Consider the following 5,027-nt stretch of genomic DNA (forward strand, 5'->3'; position numbering starts at 1 on the left):
TCATTTTTGTTTTATACTTATCCATGCGTAGATCCTTTGTATTGGTCTTGGATAAGTCATCCAAGTACTAGTATAAAGGATTTTTTAATGTCATGGAACAGTTTAATATTTTAATGCAACACTAGTGGAAATAAATAACATTATTTTTAAAGCAATGCTACCTGTTATAAGAAAGTGGAATGATTATAATTCAATTAGCGAAAGAGTGTCCGATATCAAACGTCGCTTGAAAATATCTTTAAGCAAAGCAAAGAGTGAATTAACTAATATTGTAAAAAATCTTTCATCCGGTGCGACTTTTGCAATGGTTGCAGGATTTGTATCTGTATTAACAGATGCTATTATTAATAGTTTTATAACTACTAGTAGAAGTTTTGGGAAAATATTAAATGATACTATTACCTCAATCATGAGAGCCTTTAAAATTATTTTCTCTAAAAATCCGACTATCAGTAAGAGAGAAAAATTAAAGGAAGGAATTAAAATTATTGGTGTAGGTGTAGCTGCATCACTAGGAGTCATTATATCACAGTCGATATCTGAGATAATAAAAGCAGATCCTCTAAACCCACTCAAGGCCTTTTCTGAAGAGATTGGATCTGGAGTAGGAATAATTATGACCGGTTTTTTAGTTTCTACGTTTATATACACTATAGAAAATTTTGGAGAAATCACCAATACTATAAGAAATAGTTTTTCATTAATGAAGTATGGGGTTACTACATCAGTAAAAGATATTGAAAATGAGTTTGCTTTGATATTGGACAAAGTTGATAATGTGTATAAAGAAATATTGGAAAGAATTTATAATGATTATCAAAAGTTAGATAAAATTCAAGAAATGATTGATGACTTTAGTCTCTTAGCCGAACTACAATTCAAAAATAGTATCGAATATGCTGAAGTATGGGATGTGCCTTCTGAAAAAATAATTAATAATTATGCAGAAATTGACAAATATTTTATAGATTAGGATGGTAGTAATGTTCAATAAAAAAAATAGAAAAGAAGCAGTTAATTCGCTTGAACGTAAAGTAGAAGAGTACAATAAAAGCACAAAAGAGCTTACTAAAAAATCAGAATCTTTATACTTGGTAAGACAGCAATTGAAATTAACTCTGTCAGATGTAGAATTTTTTATAAATTCTTTATCTAATAAACCTAAAACACTATCAGCAGAAGCTCAACAAATTAAATTTGACTTGAAAAACTATCAAGAGATGCTAAATGTTATGAATGAGGAAATAAAAAAATCTAATTTAACAGGAACAGGAAGTGTGGCAGCAGGTACAGTTGCAGGCATGGGGGTGGCAGCATTTGGACCTACTGTTGCAATGGGCATAGCCACAACATTTGGTACAGCCTCTACTGGTACAGCAATATCAGCATTGACTGGTGCTGCTGCTAGCAAAGCAGCTTTAGCTTGGCTGGGTGGTGGTGCATTAGTCGCTGGGGGCAAAGGTATTGCTGGAGGTACTGCACTTTTAGGATTAGCTGGACCAGTAGGTTGGGCTATAGGAGGTACTGCGCTAGTAGGAAGTGGCTTGTTAATGAACGGAAAGAATAAAAAAGTAATTGCTCAAGCAAATAAAGATCAACTCGAGTTAGATACCAAGAAAAAAGTTCATTATACTTATATAAATGAAATTAGAAAACTTACAATACTAACAGAAGATACTCAAGCAAACCTATTAGATAGACTTAGCGATGCTAAAGAAAACTATCCTAAGGATTATAAAAAAATGAATGAAAACCAAAAGTATGAATTAGGGGCATTAGTCAATATATCATTGGCTGCAATAGAGCAACTAAGTAAAACTGTTGGAACATAATCTGTCAATTACACTGATTCACTAACTAAGTAAACTTAACTATAATTAAATAGAAAGTAGATAGAAATAAATCCCCTAGATTATCCACTGGACATTAGTGATAACTTAGGGGATTTATTGTAGAGATTTATTATTTACGCTTCTTGCCTTTTTTCTTACGCTTCGCTTGTTTCTTTAAGTACTTCAGTCTAGCTTCTTTCTTCTTCTCGATGTCTTCATCTTTGAAAACAGAAGGGGAAGCAGCAGAAGTAGTTGGTTTTGACTGACTGCTTGATGAAGCCTGTTTTTTCGGTGCGTCTTTTTTAGGCTCGTCAGTTTTTACTGTAGAATCGTTTTCTACAGGTGCTGTTTCGGCTGGTACCCAAAGCTGCCCGTCAACATTGTAAGCTAAACCATGTTCAACAAGCTTCAAGATATTTTCCAGCTTGTCGTCAGACAAGTTGTCATCATAGATATTGACTGACTCATCAGTTTTCACTAATTCTTCAGAATAAAATGAATGTAAATCAGAATCTGATATCATCATTTCTTTTTGTGCGGACTCCATCCACTCGGTTAAGGCTTCAACGATTTCTGCCTTTTTCCAGCTTTTGGCAATGTCCAAATCATGACGCTCAATAAAGTGTGCCAATTGCTTTTTAGTGTAATTATCGTTAGCTGCCTCGATAGACTGTACCTCAGGCGCTTTTTTAATCTCCAACTCTTTGAGTGTCTCCATAGATTGCTTGTTCATATTAATTTTCTCCTTTTTTCCTGATTTATTAAGTTTACCATAAAATAGGGGTGTTATAACAGTATGATTAATTGATCGTACTTAAGTATAAAGATGCGAAGCTAATACATGAGACTATTTATAACGCGTATCTTATGTTGAAGTTGCTTGACTCATATTTAAAAAGGCTCTTATATGATATAATATAGTAAATACCCGTAGTTTTCTGATAGAGAGGTGAGTATTATGTTGCTTTATGTAAAACAAGATATTTTTGAAAGTCCAGCACAAGTTATTGTAAATACAGTAAATACAGTTGGGGTCATGGGGAAAGGAATCGCAAAGAAATATAAACAACTGTACCCTGAAATGTATGAACAATATCGCAAGTATTGTGAACAGGACCTTTTGGATATTGGGAAACTTTGGTTATACAAAGATGAGCATAAATGGATTCTTAACTTTCCTACAAAAAAACATTGGAGACAGCCCTCCAAAATTGAATATATTGAAAAAGGTTTAGAGAAGTTTGTCTCAACTTATGAAGATAAAGGCATTTATTCTATCTCTTTTCCCCAGCTAGGTACTGGAAATGGAGGTTTAGATTGGGAATCGGAAGTTAAACCACTGATTGAGAAATACTTAAAGAATCTTCCAATAGATGTTTTCATACACATTGTTGATGATTTAGAAACTAAAACGGAGCATAAAAATATTAAAGATACGAAGCAGTGGCTTCAAAAACAGCCTAGTGCACTAAGTGTTGATTTTGTATGGGAAGACTTAACTGAAGTAGTTAAGAACCTTGAGGGACAAGTATTTGACTGGACAGTGAAACTGCTAGTTGTTAATGAAACAAATGAAGAGTACTTTTCTATTAGAACGCCCGAAGACACTATTTATTTTTACAAAGAAGACTTTTTTGATTTATGGATAAAACTCAGAGATTATGGCTATTTATTTTCTCGAGATTTCCAAGGAAGTTATAGAATTAATGATAGGAACAATCTGATTTTACGTTTTTTAACTACTTTATCTTATATCGTACCCATACGTGCTATCAATAATGAAAAGAAGCAATTTATTGGTGTAACAATAAAAAAAGGCAACCTTCCTTGTAAAGAAAGCTTGTTATCTAAAGGAGAGCAGATGGAGCTGAAATTCGGATGACGATTACTTTTGAGAGCGTCTTAAATGATTTGAAATCAGGAAGAATACCTACGGGGATTCATTCCTCTAGTAGAAAAAGCTGGTTCAAGTATTGTTATCATTTTTCCCATGTTGAAAATATTGTTTCTATTTTATCAGATGGACGATTGCTTTCAAGAAATCTCGCTTTAAAAGAAGGAAAAATGAAAAATGATAATGCGAGCAAAAAAGTTATTAATCAGACCAATTCGGATTTCAAGGATTATGTTCGTTTATACTTCAGACCGAAATCCCCTACACAATTTCACAATGAAGGATTTAAAACAAAAGAACAGTTAGACTTAAGCGAACTGGATGCACAATGCCCGGTACCCGTTTTTCTCCTACTAGATATAGAAAAGTTGTTATCCCATCCTGCTTGTCGTTTTACAGAAACCAGTCTAGCTTCACATACTAATATTTCCTTGTATTCATCTCCAGAAGAATTCAACAAGTTGCCTTTTGATAAAATTTATCATGACAGTGCGCCAACGCCGGACGAAAAACGTCAGATAATAGGTCACCGTCATGCGGAAATTATTTATCCTAATTCTATAAATTTAGATGATTATTTAAAGAAAATAGTAGTTCGAACACCTGCAGAAAAGGATACTCTTTTAACGTTAATGGGTGATGATCTTCGAAATAAGTATGAAAGTTTTATTCAAATTGACACATCCAATATTATGTTTTTTAGTCGTTGGACTTATTTTCATACTGTCCGACTGTATCAAGATAAAGTTATGTTTGACTTGAGAGTAAGTCAAGAGAAAAATAAAAATGAACCTGTATCCTTCGATTTAAAAATTGAACTGATTGAAGATAATGGAATCAAAAGGCAGCATACTATAGAAAAATGGCAACCAAATCAGATTTTAAAGTTTGCTGAGTCCAGAAAAGCATATAATCTTACACTTAGTTTTGATAACCATTTAATGTATAGTGGTCGTTTTGAAGATGATGAAGAGTTGCCTTACTAATAAACTTCTAAAATAGTTACCGATTTAAAATGGTGCCGTCAGATAAATAAGCTGAGGTGCCATTTTTTTATGCCAAGTTTAACACATGTTCGTTTTAATGAATTCTTGTAAGGAATAAATCGTTGTTGAAAAAAACAACAGCTTTATTTATTCTTAACTAGATGTATCACTTGCATTTAACGATAAAATCCATATAATTGTGTAAAAGCAAAAAGGCCATGTAAGGTCCTTTTACGGTACAATGTTTTTAACCACAAAAACATACCCAGGAGGACTTTACATGACCCAAGTACATTTTACACTGGAAACAGAAGA

5 protein-coding genes are annotated in these 5,027 nt (G+C 33.1%); 4 read left to right on the forward strand and 1 reads right to left on the reverse strand.

Annotated features, from left to right (window positions below; all coding sequences use genetic code 11):
• Positions 1-124: 124 nt before the first annotated feature.
• Both ACYVLS_RS09375 and ACYVLS_RS09380 read left to right on the forward strand, forming a co-directional pair.
• Positions 125-973: a hypothetical protein gene (locus tag ACYVLS_RS09375; RefSeq protein ID WP_460323874.1), complete on the forward strand. Its 849-nt coding sequence runs from the start codon at positions 125-127 to the stop codon at positions 971-973.
• A 10-nt stretch (positions 974-983) separates the two neighbouring features.
• Complete coding sequence (locus ACYVLS_RS09380; RefSeq protein WP_460323876.1) at positions 984-1,832, forward strand: hypothetical protein; 849 nt, start codon at positions 984-986, stop codon at positions 1,830-1,832.
• A gap of 130 nt (positions 1,833-1,962) precedes the next feature.
• Here the strand turns inward: ACYVLS_RS09380 and ACYVLS_RS09385 are convergent, their stop codons facing one another.
• Complete coding sequence (locus ACYVLS_RS09385) at positions 1,963-2,565, reverse strand: hypothetical protein (protein ID WP_460323878.1); 603 nt, start codon at positions 2,563-2,565, stop codon at positions 1,963-1,965.
• Positions 2,566-2,790: 225 nt separating this feature from the next.
• Here ACYVLS_RS09385 and ACYVLS_RS09390 point away from each other — a divergent pair, with 225 nt between their 5' ends.
• Both ACYVLS_RS09390 and ACYVLS_RS09395 read left to right on the forward strand, forming a co-directional pair.
• Positions 2,791-3,714: a macro domain-containing protein gene (locus ACYVLS_RS09390; RefSeq protein WP_460323880.1), complete on the forward strand. Its 924-nt coding sequence runs from the start codon at positions 2,791-2,793 to the stop codon at positions 3,712-3,714.
• On the forward strand, positions 3,711-4,712 hold the full coding sequence (locus ACYVLS_RS09395) for a DUF4433 domain-containing protein (protein WP_460323882.1): 1,002 nt from the start codon (positions 3,711-3,713) through the stop codon (positions 4,710-4,712). The genes ACYVLS_RS09390 and ACYVLS_RS09395 overlap by 4 nt, the downstream gene beginning before the upstream one ends.
• Positions 4,713-5,027: the final 315 nt, after the last annotated feature.

Source organism: Alkalibacterium psychrotolerans, from assembly GCF_054784355.1.

Coding starts and splice junctions, on each gene's coding strand:
- ACYVLS_RS09380 (WP_460323876.1), top strand. CDS start 984: ATGTTCAATAAAAAAAATAGAAAAGAAGCAGTTAATTCGCTTGAACGT.
- ACYVLS_RS09385 (WP_460323878.1), bottom strand. CDS start 2,565: ATGAACAAGCAATCTATGGAGACACTCAAAGAGTTGGAGATTAAAAAA.
- ACYVLS_RS09390 (WP_460323880.1), top strand. CDS start 2,791: ATGTTGCTTTATGTAAAACAAGATATTTTTGAAAGTCCAGCACAAGTT.
- ACYVLS_RS09395 (WP_460323882.1), top strand. CDS start 3,711: ATGACGATTACTTTTGAGAGCGTCTTAAATGATTTGAAATCAGGAAGA.